This is a genomic window from Solidesulfovibrio carbinolicus (assembly GCF_004135975.1).
GTDB lineage: Bacteria > Desulfobacterota > Desulfovibrionia > Desulfovibrionales > Desulfovibrionaceae > Solidesulfovibrio > Solidesulfovibrio carbinolicus.
The window spans coordinates 3,943,248-3,957,114 of sequence record NZ_CP026538.1 but is presented as its reverse complement, the minus strand read 5'-3'; the positions used below and the strand labels follow the sequence as shown (position 1 = coordinate 3,957,114).

11 protein-coding genes and 1 tRNA gene are annotated in these 13,867 nt (G+C 64.6%); 7 read left to right on the top strand and 5 right to left on the bottom strand.

The genetic code is table 11. The annotated features are described in order from the left end of the window. Positions 1–74: 74 nt before the first annotated feature. The gene (locus C3Y92_RS17665; RefSeq protein WP_129354801.1) at positions 75–1,430 is read left to right on the top strand and encodes an ammonium transporter; all 1,356 of its coding nucleotides are present in this window, start codon (positions 75–77) and stop codon (positions 1,428–1,430) included. Between the two features lie 24 nt (positions 1,431–1,454). Then, a complete protein-coding gene (locus C3Y92_RS17660; RefSeq protein WP_129354799.1) occupies positions 1,455–1,796 on the top strand; it encodes a P-II family nitrogen regulator in 342 nt (113 codons plus the stop codon). A 291-nt stretch (positions 1,797–2,087) separates the two neighbouring features. Here the strand turns inward: C3Y92_RS17660 and C3Y92_RS17655 are convergent, their stop codons facing one another. After that, positions 2,088–2,741: a DedA family protein gene (locus C3Y92_RS17655; protein ID WP_129354797.1), complete on the bottom strand. Its 654-nt coding sequence runs from the start codon at positions 2,739–2,741 to the stop codon at positions 2,088–2,090. A 157-nt stretch (positions 2,742–2,898) separates the two neighbouring features. Here C3Y92_RS17655 and C3Y92_RS17650 point away from each other — a divergent pair, with 157 nt between their 5' ends. Genes C3Y92_RS17650 through C3Y92_RS17635 form a run of 4 tightly spaced genes read left to right on the top strand, consistent with a single transcriptional unit; the run spans position 2,899 to position 5,691 of the window. Continuing rightward, positions 2,899–4,164, top strand: a complete 1,266-nt coding sequence (locus C3Y92_RS17650; protein WP_129354795.1) for an RsmB/NOP family class I SAM-dependent RNA methyltransferase — start codon at positions 2,899–2,901, stop codon at positions 4,162–4,164. 19 nt (positions 4,165–4,183) lie between these two features. Continuing rightward, positions 4,184–5,041: a class I fructose-bisphosphate aldolase gene (locus C3Y92_RS17645; protein ID WP_129354793.1), complete on the top strand. Its 858-nt coding sequence runs from the start codon at positions 4,184–4,186 to the stop codon at positions 5,039–5,041. Between the two features lie 26 nt (positions 5,042–5,067). Next, positions 5,068–5,340, top strand: a complete 273-nt coding sequence (locus tag C3Y92_RS17640) for a type II toxin-antitoxin system HicA family toxin (RefSeq protein WP_129354791.1) — start codon at positions 5,068–5,070, stop codon at positions 5,338–5,340. A 3-nt stretch (positions 5,341–5,343) separates the two neighbouring features. Continuing rightward, the gene (locus tag C3Y92_RS17635; RefSeq protein ID WP_129354789.1) at positions 5,344–5,691 is read left to right on the top strand and encodes a type II toxin-antitoxin system HicB family antitoxin; all 348 of its coding nucleotides are present in this window, start codon (positions 5,344–5,346) and stop codon (positions 5,689–5,691) included. 113 nt (positions 5,692–5,804) lie between these two features. On the opposite strand, the gene C3Y92_RS17630 is transcribed toward C3Y92_RS17635, so the two are convergent. The 4 genes from C3Y92_RS17630 to C3Y92_RS17615 form a co-directional block, all read right to left on the bottom strand. Further along, on the bottom strand, positions 5,805–7,928 hold the full coding sequence (locus C3Y92_RS17630) for a SpoIIE family protein phosphatase (RefSeq protein ID WP_129354787.1): 2,124 nt from the start codon (positions 7,926–7,928) through the stop codon (positions 5,805–5,807). A gap of 180 nt (positions 7,929–8,108) precedes the next feature. Next, the gene (locus tag C3Y92_RS17625; protein WP_129354785.1) at positions 8,109–10,199 is read right to left on the bottom strand and encodes a methyl-accepting chemotaxis protein; all 2,091 of its coding nucleotides are present in this window, start codon (positions 10,197–10,199) and stop codon (positions 8,109–8,111) included. Between the two features lie 378 nt (positions 10,200–10,577). Next, positions 10,578–12,425 (bottom strand): chloride channel protein, encoded by a 1,848-nt coding sequence (locus C3Y92_RS17620; protein ID WP_129354783.1) that lies wholly within the window; start codon positions 12,423–12,425, stop codon positions 10,578–10,580. 5 nt (positions 12,426–12,430) lie between these two features. Further along, positions 12,431–13,369 (bottom strand): bifunctional riboflavin kinase/FAD synthetase, encoded by a 939-nt coding sequence (locus tag C3Y92_RS17615; RefSeq protein ID WP_129354781.1) that lies wholly within the window; start codon positions 13,367–13,369, stop codon positions 12,431–12,433. A gap of 196 nt (positions 13,370–13,565) precedes the next feature. Here C3Y92_RS17615 and C3Y92_RS17610 point away from each other — a divergent pair. Then, positions 13,566–13,652, top strand: a tRNA-Leu gene (locus C3Y92_RS17610). Positions 13,653–13,867: the final 215 nt, after the last annotated feature.

Genomic DNA, 13,867 nt, shown 5'->3' with positions numbered 1-13,867 from the left:
CCCGGGCCGCCGCGCCGGGCGCGGCGGCCGCCGGCCAGACAAAACGTTCAACGCTTTCGTGAAAGGGGGGTTTTATGCTGCACAGACCGAAGACGCGCGACGTCGCCCTGATGGCCCTGGCCATCCTGACCCTGCCCGCCCTGGCCCTGGCCCAGGACGAAGCGCCCAAGCCCGAATTCTTGTCCATCTTAAACGGCAACACCCTCTGGACCTTGATTGCCGCCATTCTCGTCATGTTCATGCAGGCCGGCTTCGCCATGGTGGAGACCGGGCTGACCCGGGCCAAAAACGCCGGCAACATCCTCATGAAGAACATGTTCGACTTCTCTGCCGGCTCCATCGCCTTTTTTCTTGTGGGCTACGCCTTGATGTTCGGCGCCGACGTCGGCGGCTTCGTCGGGTTTTCCAATTTTGGCCTGTCCGAGGCCACGCCGACCACGCCTGACGGCTTGTGGGCCTACACCTACTGGTTTTTCCAGTGCGTGTTCGCCGCCACCGCCGTCACCATCGTCTCCGGGGCCATTGCCGAACGCACCAAATTCGTGGCCTACCTCATCCTCAGCTTCGTGGTCACGGCGCTGATTTACCCCGTGTCCGGCCACTGGATATGGGGCGGCGGCTGGCTGTCCAAGCTCGAAGCGCCCATGATCGACTTCGCCGGCTCCACCGTGGTCCACTCCGTGGGCGGCTGGATCGCCCTGGCCGGAGCCATGCTCGTTGGCCCTCGTCTGGGCAAGTACACTCCTGACGGCGTGTCCAAGGCCATTCTCGGCCACAACCTGCCCCTGGTCGCCCTGGGCGTCTTTATCCTCTGGTTCGGCTGGTTCGGCTTCAACCCCGGCTCCACCACCACGGCCACGGGCAACATCGGGCTTATCGCCGTCACCACCAACCTGGCCGGTTGCGCCGCCGCTTTGACCGCCATGCTCACCACCTGGATGCGCTACGGCAAGCCCGACGTGTCCATGTCCTTAAACGGCGTCCTGGCCGGGCTGGTCGCCATCACCGCCGGCTGCGCCAACGTCTCGCCCATGGGGGCCATCATCATCGGGCTTTGCGCCGGCATCCTGGTGGTCATGTCCGTGGAATTCGTGGACAAGGTGCTCAAGATCGACGATCCGGTCGGCGCGATTTCCGTCCACGGTGTGTGCGGCGCGTTCGGCACGCTCATGGTGGGCTTTCTCGCCCATCCCGATTTCGGCGGCGTGGCCGGCCTGCTTTATGGCGGCGGTCTGACCCAGCTTATCACCCAGGTCCTTGGCGTGGGTTCGGTGTTCATCTGGGCTTTCGGCACCGGCTATGTCGTCTTCGCCCTGCTCAAGGCCACGGTGGGCATCCGGGTGAGCGAGGAAGAGGAACTCAAGGGCCTGGACATCACCGAGCACGGTTCCGAGGCTTACAGCGGCTTCCAGATTTTCATCACCGAGTAACCACGGACTAGCGGGGATACGTCTATGAAACTCGTCATCGCCTACTTTCGGCCCGAGCAGCTCAACAGCGTCAAGCAGGCGCTCTACGCTCAGGGCATCCACGGCATGTCCGTCACCAACATCGCCGGCTCCGGTCGCCAGAAGGGCTATACCGAACAGTATCGCGGCGTCATCGTCGAGGTGAATTTGCTCAAAAAAGTGCGTCTGGAAGTGGCCGTGGCCGACGAAAAAGTCGATCTGGTCATGGACGCCATCGCCGACGGCGCGAAAACCGGCAAGGAAGGCGACGGCATGATGTTCGTCATGGACATCGCCAACGCTCGCCGCATCCGCACCGGCGAAACCGGCACGGACATTCTGCGCTAGTCTCGGGAGCGTGCAACGACAAACGCCCTGTCCGGCAATGCCGGACAGGGCGTTTGTCGTTATGGCCGGCTCGGCCTTTCTCTCTTGCGCCCTTAACTTATCCCGCATGCTGCAGATGGCGAGGGGGATTGTCTTCATCGCTCCCGCGTCTGCCCAGCCCGCTTGTGGCTCCCCCGCCCGCCACAGACAGCCAGGGGGGCCGGGGGGATTATCCCCCGGCGGGTCCGGGCAGCGCCCGGCGGGTGCAGGGCGGCGCCCTGCCGGGTCCAGGGCAGCGCCCTGGCGCCCGGCTTATTTGCCGGCGGCGGCGGCGGCTTTTTTGTGGCGCAGGTATTCGATCACGCCGGGCAGCACCGAGATGACGATGATGGCGAGGATGACGGCGCTGAAATTGCGCTTGATAAACGGCAGGTTGCCAAAGAAGTAGCCGGAATAGACGAAAAGGACGACCCAGATGACGGCGCCGACGATGTTATAGGCCTGGAATGTGGGATAGGTCATGCGGGCGATGCCGGCCACAAAGGGGGCAAAGGTGCGGATGATGGGCACGAAGCGGGCCAGGATGATGGTCTTGCCGCCGTGTTTCTCGTAGAAGGCGTGGGCTTTGAGCAGGTGTTCCTTTTTGAAGAAGCGGATGTTGTCGTGCTCGAAGACGGCGGGGCCGACCCTTCTGCCGATCCAGTAGTTGACGTTGTCGCCGATGAAGGCGGCAGTGATGAGCAGACCGACGATGACATGGGGGTCGAGGACGCCCCCGGCGGAAAGCGCCCCGGCCGCGAAAAGTAGGGAATCGCCGGGCAAAAACGGGGTGACGACAAAGCCGGTTTCGCAGAAAACAATGGCAAAAAGGATGGCATAGGTCCACATGCCGTAGTCGGCGGCGATGGCGTTCAGATATTTATCGACGTGTAACATGACGTCGATGAAGTGCATCAGGATGTCCATGGAAGCTCCTTGCAGCTGTTCGTGGCGGAAAGCCTCTTCCTATGCAGGGCTTGGGCGTTTGGCAAGGGCGTTTCGCGGCCGACCGGCCCGACATCGTTTCGGCATGGAGCTGTCGTCGGGGCTTTTCAAGGCGTTGCCGGCGGGATAGGGTGTGGGCATGGCGGTTTGCGACACGGATGGGGCAAAGGGATCGGGGCGCAGCTTTCGGCTGGTGTGCCAGGCGGGGCAGCGGGATATTGTGGAGGCTTTTCTGGCGGCCACGGGGCATATGGCCGAGGCGGAGCCGTTTTCGCCGTGGTGCCGGCGCGTGGTGGCCGAACCCACGGCCCTGGGCGCGTCGCTGGCGGCGCGGTTTGGCTACATCCACATCCAGGACCGTTCGTCCATGCTGCCGCCGCTGCTGCTTGATCCGCCGGCCGGGGCGCGGGTGCTGGACATGTGCGCCGCGCCGGGCGGCAAGACGGGGTTTCTTGCCCAGCTCGTGGGGCCAACGGGCTTTGTCCTGGGCAACGAGCCTTCCCCCGACCGGCTGGCCACCTTGCGCCAGACGTTGTTTCGGGAAAGCCTGGCCAACACGGCCACCTGCTCCTTTGCCGATCTTTCGCCTCAGCTGCCGGCCGGCTCGTTCACCCATATTTTGCTCGATCCGCCGTGCAGCGGCTGGGGCACCCTGGACAAGAATCCGCAGGCGGCCAAGATTTGGGCCGGGGACAAGGTCGCGCCCCTGGTGGGGCTGCAGCGCAAGCTTTTGGCCACGGCCGCCGCGCTTTTGGCCCCGGGCGGGCGGGTGCTCTATTCCACCTGCACCACCAACGTGGCCGAAAACGAGGACCAGACGCGCTTTGCCCTGGACGAACTGCCCCTGCGCCAGATTCCCCTGGCCGCGCCGGCCGGGTTCGTGTTCGAGGCCCCGCATCGGGGCGACGTGTCCGGGGTGTTGCGGGTGGACAGCGCGGCCAGTGCCGCCCAGGGCTTTTATATGGCACTCTTCGAGAAGATCGGCGGCGAGGCCGACGATTCCGGCGACGGGACGCTTCCGGGCGAGTCCGTGCCGCAGGCGGCGATCACGGCCGCCGGCTGCGACCCCTCGGGCCTGCCGCCCGGGGCGGTGCGATCCTTTGGCGACAAGGCCTTTTTTCTCCATGCCGGGGCGGCGCGGCTCCCGGCCGGCTTTCGTTACCAGGGCTTTGCCGTGGGCTCGTTTCGCTCCAAGGTGTTCCGACCCCATGGCCGGGCGCGGCTGCTTATGGGGCGCGGCGGGCCGGGCTTGAACGAGCTGGCGCTTTCCCGTATCGAGGCGCTGCTTGCCGGCCAGAGCCTGCCGGCCGGCGATCTGCCGGCCAGGGCAGGCCTGTACTGGCGCGGGCTACCGCTGGGATTTTTGACGAGGAAAGGTTCCCGGGCCTTGTGGTCCGACCGATAAGTCTTTTTTTGGAGGATCAATGCACGGCAATGATCGCAAACTGGCGCGGCTTTTCCATCCCCACACCGGCAAGGCCGTGGTGGCTCCCCTGGACCATGGCGTCTCGGAAGGGATGCTCTCGGGGCTGGAGGAACTGACGAGCCTTTTGGAGATGGTGTCGCGGTTTCCGGTGCAGGGCATCATGCTCAACAAGGGGGCACTTCGGGCCTACCTGCACGAGATTCCGGTGGACATCGCGGCCGTGCTCCAGCTTTCCGGCGGCACGCGGCACTGCCAGCCGCCCTATGCCCGAAGCCTCATGTGCTCCACGGCCGAGGCCTTGCGCCTGGGCGCGGACATGGTGGCGGTGCAGGTCAACATCGCCAACGAGTTCGAGGACCGGATGCTGGCCGATCTGGGGGCCATCGTGGACGAGGCGCACGGGTTCGGCACGCCGGTGCTGGCCCTTATCGCCCCCAAGGGCGAGCGGGTGGTCAACGAGATGGACCCGAGCCTTATCAACCACTGCATCCGGCTGGGGGCCGAGCTTGGGGCCGACGTCACCGGGGTGCCGTATTCCGGCGACGCCCGCAGCTTTGGCCGGGCCGTGGCCGCGTCGTCGTCCCGGGTGCTGGTGACGGGCGGCCCGTCGCGGGCGGATTTCAAGAGCTTCGCGGCCATGGTGGAAGCGGCCATGGGGGCCGGCGCGGCCGGGGCCTGCATCGGGCGCAACGTGTTCCAGCATCCCAACCCCACCGAGGCCATGCGGCGCATCGTGGAGATCGTGCACGGCAAGGAAGTGCTGGAATTGGCCGAAGAAACCCTTCGCGCGGTGGAAGAGGCGCAAGCGGCGGCCGAAGCGGCGGCCGAAGCGGCGGCAGACGCGGCCGGGGAGTAGGGCTTGCCTTTGCCCGGAGCGGCTTTATGCTTGCACTCAACAGCCGGCAGCGAAAGACGTTGGAGCGGGTTTACGCGGAACCGACGCGTTCGGACGTGACCTGGCCGGAAGTGCGGGCCTTGCTGGAGGCCTGCGGCGCGGCGGTCAAGGAAGGCCGGGGGTCCCGGGTGCGGATTGAGCTTGGCGCGTTCATGCTCAACATGCACACGCCGCATCCGCAAAAGGAAATGAAGAAGTACATGGTGGAGCTGGCGCGGGAATTTCTGGCCAAGATCGGCGTCGGACCGGAGCGGGGGTGAGCCATGCACGACAACACGATGCGCTATAAGGGCTATGTCGGCTCTGTCGAATACGATGGCCGGGACAAGGTCTTCCACGGCCGGGTGCTGGGCATTTCAGACATCGTGGCCTTCGAGGGCGACTCCGTGGCCCGGCTCGAAGAAGATTTCCAAAACGCCGTGGACGACTATCTCGACGCCTGCCGCGAGGCCGGGAAAGCCGCTGAGACGCCGTATTCCGGCAAGATCACCCTGCGGGTGCCGCGCCAGCTCCATGCCGCCCTGGCCGAGCAAGCCAAGGGCGCTGGCAAAAGCCTCAACGCCTGGGCGGCGGAGATCCTGGCCCAGGCCTCCCGTAGCGAAGCCCGCTAGAAAAACTCCCCCTTACGTGTCCCGTGTACGAAAAGCGCCAGGGACATTTCACTGACGATAAACGACGCCCATTGGTTTTCCGAATAATACGGCCGTATTTTTCGGATGCGCCGCTACCCCGCCTTTCCCTCGTCCGTGGCCTTGATGACCACCAGCGTCACGTCGTCCTCCAGGGGCAGCCCGGCCTTGAATTCCTTGAGATCGGCCACCAGGGCGTTGACGATGGCCGAGGCCGGGCCGGCTGCCTCGCGGCGGATCACCGCTTCCATGCGCTCCTTGCCGTACATGCTGTCGGTAGGGTTTCGGGCCTCGTGGATGCCGTCGGTGAAAAGCACCAGCACCTGACCAGGGACCAGCCACGGCCGGCGCATCTCCTCGTAGCTCCAGTCCGGCACGGCCCCCAGGGGAATGCCCGAGCCCTGCATCAAGTCGAAAGCGTCGCTGGCCGGATCGTAGAGCATCCCGGGATCGTGCCCGGCCCGGCACCAGACCATCTCCTTGGCGCCGCGGTCCAGGCGCAGGAAAAACAGCGTAATAAAGCGCCCGGTCAGATGGGTGTCCTGGCACAGCAAGTCGTTGACCTCGGTCAAAAGCGCGCCCGGCCCGGGCTGGCCCACGGCCCGGCCGCGCAAGAGCGCCCTTCCCGTGGCCATGAACAGGGCCGCTGATACGCCGTGGCCTGTGACGTCGCCGATGACGATGTCGGCATGGCTGGCGTCGTCCTGGGCGAATTCCAGGAAATCGAAATAGTCGCCGCCGGTTTCGTCGCAGTAGAGGCTGAGCGCCGCGATGTCCATGCCCTCCATGGCCGGCGGCCGCCCGGGCAGCAAGTGCTGCTGCACCTCCATGGCCAGCGCCATGTCGTTTTTGAGCTTCATGCGCTCGACGAGCTGGGGGGCCATGTCGTTAAACGAGGCGGCCATCTCGGCCAGCTCGTCGCGGCCGTAGGGCGTGACCCGGGCCGAGAAATCCCCCGAAGCGAGCTTTCGGGCCGCCTCGGCCAGCTCGCGCACCGGTCTGGTGACGGTTTTGGAGGCGGCCACGGCGAGCAAGGCCACCAGGGCCACCGCGCCGGCCAGAAACAGGCCGATCTGGCCGGCCAGGCCCGAGGTGGCCCGGATGACCTTGGCCTCGGCCAGCCGGGCCTCGGACACCACCATCTCGCGCGGGGCGGCCAGGACCACGGCCAGACGCTTTTTGGTCACCGGCGCAAAGGCGAGCAAGGTGTCTTCGCCCCGGTAGGACAGGCGGCGCACGCCGCTTTTGCCGGCGGCCAGGGTGGCCGCGATATCATCCAAAACGGCTGCGTCCGGGGATTCGACGCGCTCCAGCTCCACCGGCGCGGCCCAGTCCCGGCTTTTTTGGGCATAGTCACGGCCGGCCACGACCACCAGTTCGGGTTTGCCCGAAAGGGTCTTGTCCGACAGGGTGACCACCATGGAACGTAGCCGGCCGTCAAAGGCCCGGGACAGGTCGCTGTCCAGAAACAGCCGGCCCATGGGCACGTCCAGCCCGGCCACGCCCAGGACCTTGCCCGAGGGGCTGCGCAGGGCCAGGGCCATGGTGGCCATGACCTGCCTGGTGACGGCGTCAGTCATGATGGTCCAGGTGATGCCGTCCTTGGCGGCGGCGTCGAGATACCAAGGTCGCCGCCGGGGGTCGTAGTCGGGGGGGTAGCCGCCGTGGCCGGGGTAGGCGCAATGCAGGCCCGTGGCCAGCCCCACATAGCCGAACTGCATGAGGTCCTTGTGGCGGGCAAACAAGGTGCGGTAAAAAGGGAGCAGGCCGGACAGCGCCCGCATGTCGGGCAAGGCGGCCTGACGCGACAGGCCCGGAGCCAGATGGAAGGAGACATGGTCGTAGCTGGCGGTGACGTCCGAACCGGGGATGGGGGTCAGGGGGGCGTCCGTCACCGCGCCGTCGTCGAAGTCACTGGCCAGGGGCATGAGGCCGTTGGCCGCCTGGGGCGGCTGGACCTCAAGGAGTCTGACGGCGGCGTCAGCGGTCAGCGACAGGGAGGTTTCCAGCAGGTCCAGGGTGTCGGCGCAGTGCTCGCCGAACATTTCGGCGGTCTGGACCAGCTCCCCGGCGGCGTTGGACTCCAGGGCCCGGGCCGCGCCCCGGGCCAGCTCACGGCCCAGTTCGCTGGTTCGGGACCAGGAATACAGCCCTAAGGCGCAAAGGGGGATGATGACCACCGCCAGCAGGAAGCATAGCAACTTGGTCCGTATGCGCATGGCTGCTCCGGGAATCGGTTTTGGAATCGCCCCCGTGCATAGGCCGGATGCGCGCCGGGGGCAAGCATCCAGGCGGCGGCCTTCGGGATCGTCCGCTCAAGCGTTTCCGCAGCGTCCAAGAAACGGCGGTCTCTCGTTCGCTGCGGACTCCAGGAGACGGCAGACGTCTTCGCAGGCGCTTTACCGGTGTGCTGAAGGCAAGGCTGGGCGTTGGTCGCCGGCCGTCAGGCGTTTGCCTTTGGAGCCCCCAGCTTGCATTTCGTCAATTAGCCCCCGCAAAATGCGAGTCTGGTCCGCCAGTTCAGCCACCGACCGGGTCGATTGTTCCAGGGCCCTGGCCGAGTCCTCGGCCAGCCGGTCGATGTCCAGGATGCTGCGGTTGATCTCTTCGGTGGTGGCGGATTGTTCTTCTGCTGCCGTGGCAATGCTGCGAACCTGATCGGTCGTGGCGTCAACCAGGGTGACGATGGCCTGAAGCGTTTGACCGGACTCTTCTGCCAACGTTGTCGCGTCATTAATCTTTTCTGACGCCAGCTCGACGTTGTCAATGTTCAGGCGGGTTCCCTGCTGGATGTCGCGGATGGCTTCGCCGACTTCCTTTGTGGCGGTCATGGTCTTTTCAGCCAGCTTGCGGACTTCATCGGCAACAACCGCGAAACCGCGCCCTGCCTCACCGGCCCGGGCGGCTTCGATGGCGGCGTTTAAGGCAAGCAGGTTGGTCTGATCGGCGATGTCGGAAATGACGCCCAGGATGCTGCCGATGCCTTCGGCCTGCCGTCCCAGGGCGGTCATATCCTCCTTGAGTCGTCCGGCCCGGTTTTGAACCTCGGCGATGCTGTGGATGACGCGAGCGACGTTGTCCGAACCCGCATTGGCCTTGTGCCGGGCGTTTTCGGCGGTCTGGGAAGCCTGAGAGGCGTTTTGAGCCACTTCGAGGACCGTGGCGTTCATCTCTTCCATGGCGGAGGCCGTTTCGCTGACCCGGTGCGATTGGTCGCGGGAACCTTGGCTCACATGGGCGATCTGTGCTGAAATCTCCTCGGAGGCGTCGGTCACGGCGGCCACGATGCTCTCCAGGGTCGCCGCTGCCTGAAGCATGCCTTGTTCCCGGGCATTTTCCGCCTTGGAATGGGCGGTCTCGGCCTCTTGCATGGCTGCTCTGGCCTTTTCGGTTTCCTGAGCGGCCAGGGCGCTTTGCTCCTTGGCCTCGATGATTTTCGCCTTGAGGTTGGCGACCATGGCCGCCATGGCGCTTTGCAGGCTGCCGATTTCATCACGTCGATCCGTGTCGAGGGGCGTGTCCAGGTCGCCGCCGGAAATGCGCTTGGCAACGGCGACCAGCCCTTCCACGGGGCGCAGCACATTGACGGAAAGGATGATCCAGACGCCAAGGCTGAGGAAAAGAGCCACGCCGGCCGAAAGCCACACAATGAGCAGGCCGAGATTGCGGGCTTCAACAAACGCAACGGCTTTGTTGACGGTTATGCCGAGCATCCAGCCGGTCCGCTGGGATTTTTCAAAAAGGATGAGCTTTTCAACGCCCAGGGAAACGACGTTGAGGAGGCCTTTGGATTGTCCGGCCATCTGGCGTCCGAAATCCGTGTCGTTGAACACGTTGAATTTGCCGACCAGTTCGCGATCTGGATGAGCCAGGGTCAAACCGTCGGGGGCCGTGATGAAGGCGTAGCCGGCGGGAGTGTCCAGGGGAGCGACGAACTGATCGGTGAAGCGGTCGATGCGGACCCCGATGGCGATGGTGCCGATGATCTTGCCTTCGCTACGGACCGGGGTAGCGATGACGAAAACAAATTTCTGGATATCCTTGCTGAGAATTGGCGGAGAGATAAAGGTCTCTCCGGCAATGGCCTTTTTGAAATAGTCTCTGTCGGTGCGGGCCACGCCGACAAAAACAGGGTTGGTGGCCAGAGTGACGTTGCCTTGCGTATTGATGAACAGGACACTGTCAAAGGAGGGGTTGCGCGTGACGACGTCCTGAGCCAGAGCCAGGGCCTTGGCCTGGGTTGCGGCGTTCGGGTTGGCCAGCGCTTGGGTGATGTCTTCAGTTTTGGAAAGCGTGAGGACTTCGTTTTTTGCGCCTTCCATCCAGATATCGACGAGGGAGTTCAAGGATGCAAGGTTGATTGCAGCCTGTTGAGTCCCAAGAGTGGTCAAGGCTTGTGTGCTTTTGGAGTAGGTCAGCCAGGTCGTGCCAGTCATTCCAATAAAGATGAGCAACAAGGTCGGAATGATGAATTTAGTCTTGAGGCGCATGAAGGCTCCTTTTGGCAGATCGACAACAAATGCTTGGGATAAAGTGTTGATTGTCGTTGCCTGGCGTAGCCGTTGCAGTGAAAATTCCCAGAATAGCAGAGTGTAGGAAGTCAGACGTAAAGAAGTGGCGCTACGAGCAATTCGATTTATTTCCTAGGAAGCATAAGAATTGGAAAAAAGCAAGCCGTCATGATGAAAATCGATGTCGTTTGGGAGCGTGTCCCATGACAATTCCGCGAGAGTATTATGGACACCGACCATCCCATGCTTCAGGGGAAGAAGCGCTTGGCAGGCTGGATATTGGCGAGTCGTATTCATGTTGCGCAAAATGTCTTGCGCTTGGCCGGCCTCAGAGCAGGCTTTTGGTTGGCGGCTGTATCAGTCGGCGCTTTGAATCGCCTTGAGGGTACTCGAATAGGCGGTGAAAACGTGGCGGCGGTCCAGCAGCCCCAGCACCGTGTCGGGCTTGTCCGGTCCGACCACGGGCAGCTGGCCGAGGTCGGTTTCCACAAAGAGCATAAGCGCGTCGTAGAGGGACGTGTCGGGGTGGACCACGGTGGGGGGGCGCATGAGGTCGCGGGCCACGACAAGGTCGCGCAGGCTGGGCTCGAACAGCACGCCGCGGGCGTCGTGGACATCGAGCAGGCCGGTGAGGACGCCGTGCTCGTTTTGTACCGGAAAAACGAAGTCCCGGGTGGCGGCGATGACGTCGGTGATGGCCCGAAGCGTCACGCATTCCTCCAAAACGACGGTCCGGCCCGGGGTGAAGACCGAGGACACGGGCAGGGTTTCGAGGATGTTGGTGGTGGCGTCGGCGGCGTGGGCCGGGGAGGCGAACTTGTTGTCCACTTGGTTTTCGTAGAGGTGAATGTCGTCGCACAGGACCAAGGCCACGGCCGAGCAGAGCATGAGCGGGGCCAGCAGGCCGTAGCCTTGGGAGATCTCGCAGACCATGATCAGCGGGCCGATGGGGGCGTGGGCCACGCCGGCGAAAAAGGTGGCCATGCCGACCAGGACGTAGCCGCCGGGCTGGGTCACGATGTCGGGCCGCCACATGTGCCCGGCCTGACCGACCACGCCGCCGACGGAGCCGCCGAGAAACAGCGCCGGCGCGAACATGCCGCCGCTTAAGCCCGAGCCGATGGTCAGGGCCGTGGCGAGGAGCTTGCCGCCAAAAAGTCCGAGCAAAAAGAGCATGTCGAGCTTGCCGCCGGCGGCCAGCTCCAGCCAGCCGTAGCCGCCGCCGCACAGTTCCGGGAACCGCCAGCCCAAAAGCCCCATGCCAAGGCCCCCGGCCAGCATGGCGACGGTGGGGCCGAAGCGTTTGGCGATGGGGCCGAAGACCTTGAACTTGACGGCGAAAAAGACCCGGATAAAAAGTCTGGCCGCCAGGGACGCGGCCACGGCCAGGGCCAGGTAGAAGGGCAACTCGAAGGCGTTGGTGAAATTGTAGTTCGGGGTAGCGAGAATGGCCCGGCCGCCGAAAACAAAGGCAAAAAGGGTGTAGGCCACCACCGACGAGACCACGGCCGGCAGCAGGGCCTCGGCCTCGAAATCCTCGCAGTAGAGCACTTCCACGGCGGTGATGGCTCCTCCCAGCGGCGCGCGGAAGATGGCCCCCAGGCCCCCGGCCGCGCCGGCCAGGAGCAGGATGCGGCGTTGACGGGCGGTCAGGCCGAGCTTTTGGGCCAAAAGCGAGCCGAAGCCGGCCCCGAGCTGGGAGATGGGACCTTCCTGGCCGGCCGCGCCGCCGGCGGCGATGGTCAGGATGGCGGTGCCGCTTTTGAGCGCCGGCACGGCCGGCCGGATGACGCCGCCCTGGGTGTGGAAGGCCTTGATCATGGCGTCGGTGCCGTCGGTGACCCCTTCTAAAGACTTGGGGATGAACCGCGTGACAAGCAGTCCCGTCACCAGCCCCACGGCCGTGGTGAAGACCGGGATGAGCCAGGGCCGGTAGGGGCCGGCCGGGCCGGAGATAAGCTTCTCGCCCGAGGGATGGGGCAGGGTCAGTCCGGCCAGATGTACCTGGAGCAGATGGGACAGGCCTTCGAGGCCGGCGTGGAAGGCGATGGCCAGGGTTCCGGAACCCAGGCCGGCGACCACGCCCAGGACCAGCCAGCGCATGAGCGCGATGTGGGTGTAGCGCCGGGCCAAAAGCCGCCACAGGGCGCGGGGGCGGCGGAAAAAGGTCGGGCGGCTGGAGGCTGGGGCCTGGGGCGCGTCCATGGCGGTCAGGGCCGGGCGTCGGGCGCGGCCAGGATCATGCGGGCCAGGCCGATGTCCTCGCGGATGCGCGTGATGAGCTCCTCGGGGCCGGAAAATTTCTTTTCGGAGCGGATGCGCTGGACGAAATGCACCCGGATGGGCTGGTCGTAGATTTTGCCCTTGAAGTCGAGGATGTGGGCTTCCACGGACAGGTCGAAGTCGCCGAAGGTGGGATTCTTGCCGATGTTGGCGACGCCCGGCCGCAAAATGCCGTCCACCTCGACCCAGACGGCGTAGACGCCCGACAGCGGCACGAGTTCGTCGCGCACGCCCACGTTGGCCGTGGGAAAGCCCAGTTTTCGGCCGCGTTTTTGGCCGTGGACGACCAACCCCCTCACTTGATGGAAACGGCCCAGCAGCGGCCTGGCGTCCCAGACGTTGCCGGCCTGGACCATGTCGCGGATGCGGGTGGAGGAGACCACGGCGCCGTTTAGGATGACCGGGTCCAGGCGTTCGACGCCAAAGCCGTACTTCTGGCCCATGGCCGAGAGCATCTCGAAGTTGCCGCGCCGGCCCTTGCCGAAGGCGTAGTCATAGCCGATGACAAGGTGTTTGAGGCACAGGCCGCCGACCAGCACCTCGCGTACGAAATCTTCCGGTTCGCGGGCGGCCAGTTCGCGGGTGAAGGGCAGCACGACGCAGACCTGGACGCCGCTTTGCCCGATGCATTCGAGCTTGTGCTCCAGCATGGTGATGGCCGGCGGGGCGGCGTTGCCCATGAGCACCCGGCGCGGGTGGGGATCGAAGGTGAGCGCGGCGCTGACGAGGCCGGCGGCGACAGCCCGTTCGCGGGTGCGCTGCAACAGCTTGGCGTGGCCCATGTGCACGCCGTCGAAGTTGCCGATGGTGAGGCAAACGCCGTGCAGGGCTTCGTGGATGTCCTCGACGCGGTTGACGACAATCATGGCGGGTGGTCCGGCGGGCGCGAAGTGGCGAAGCGTGGCCCGTTTCGAGGAAGGTGCTACCGCAAAAGGCGTCGGTCTTCAACCGAGCAGGGGGCCGGAAGGCCGGCGAGCGGTTTTTTGCAGAAATTTTTCACGGGCCGCATTTTTTTGCTTGCCAAGACGGGCCGTCGTCCGTAAAAGCTTTCTTCTGCACCGCGCCGAAGTGGTGGAATTGGTAGACACGCTAGGTTCAGGGTCTAGTCCTCGCAAGGGGGTGGGAGTTCGAGTCTCCCCTTCGGCACCAAAAGACAGTAAAGGCTGGGTTTCACAACCCGGCCTTTTTGTTTTTGTATCGCTACGGCGTCATGCCTTTTCGCGTCGGCGTCGGGCTTGGCGCTTGGGGCAAGCTGTTGGTCGATTTGCTGGCACGAACATCCATGACGCAGGAGCCGTCCAGGTCTTGAGCCTTCGGAAGAGAGACGGTTCAGCTCCCATCATGTCGCTTCTTGGGGTGTTGCT